Source organism: Streptomyces sp. WG7 (assembly GCF_049975785.1).
Classification (GTDB): Bacteria; Actinomycetota; Actinomycetes; order Streptomycetales; family Streptomycetaceae; genus Streptomyces.
Genome location: NZ_JBNGGE010000159.1, coordinates 1 through 959 on the forward strand (window position 1 = coordinate 1; position 959 = coordinate 959).

The 959-nt window shown below is 68.3% G+C and carries 1 protein-coding gene; it reads right to left on the bottom strand.

The genetic code is table 11. The features are described 5' to 3' along the window. A partial coding sequence (locus ACP4J0_RS38515; protein ID WP_426604104.1) for an acyltransferase domain-containing protein occupies positions 1–959 on the bottom strand: 959 nt, incomplete at both ends.

Below are 959 nucleotides of genomic sequence, written 5' to 3' on the forward strand. Positions count from 1 at the left end.
CCCCAGGACTCCAGCAGCCGGAACAGGGCCACTTCTACCGCGAACAGGGCCGGCTGGGTGAACTCCGTCCGGTCCAGCGACTCCATGTCGTCCCCGAACAGAAGGGTCTGCAGGGGCCGTTCGAGCTGGGTGTCGAGGTAAGCGCTGACCGCGTCCAGGGCTTCGGCGAAGGCCGGGTACGCGTCGTACAGTTCACGCCCCATTCCCCACCGCTGGCTGCCCTGGCCCGTGAACAGGATGGCGAGCTTGCCCGTGACCGGGGATCCGGTCACCGTGCCGGGCACGGGGGTTCCTTCGGCCAGTGCGTCAAGCGCCACCAGCACATCCTCACGGCCCTGTGCCGTCACCACCACACGCCGTTCGAGAGCCGAACGGCCCGTCGTCAGCGTCCGCCCCACATCGGACAGCCGCACCTCCGGAGCCGCAACGAGCCAGTCCCGGAGATTCGCCGCCTGCTCACGCAGCGCGATATCGGACTTCGCGGACAATGCCAGCGGAAGGAACGGAATCCGGGCGACGGGCAGTTCCGCATCATCGGACTCGTGTCCCGCATCATCGGACTCGTCGTCGTTCAGTGGTGCCTGTTCGATGACGGTGTGGGCATTGGTGCCGCTGAACCCGAACGACGAGATACCCGCTCGACGAGGTCGTCCGGTCTCCGGCCACTCCCGCTGCTCGGTCAGCAGCGCGATCTCTCCGGCCGACCAGTCGACGTGCGGCGTCGGCTCGTCCACGTGCAACGTCTGCGGCAGCACCCCGTGCCGCATCGCCAGCACCATCTTCATCACACCCGCGACACCGGCCGCGGCCTGCGTGTGCCCGATGTTCGACTTGATCGAGCCGAGCAGCAGCGGCTGCTCCGGCCTGCCCTGACCGTAGGTGGCCAGCAGGGCCTGGGCCTCGATCGGGTCACCCAGACGCGTACCCGTGCCGTGCGCCTCCACCGCATCCACATCGGT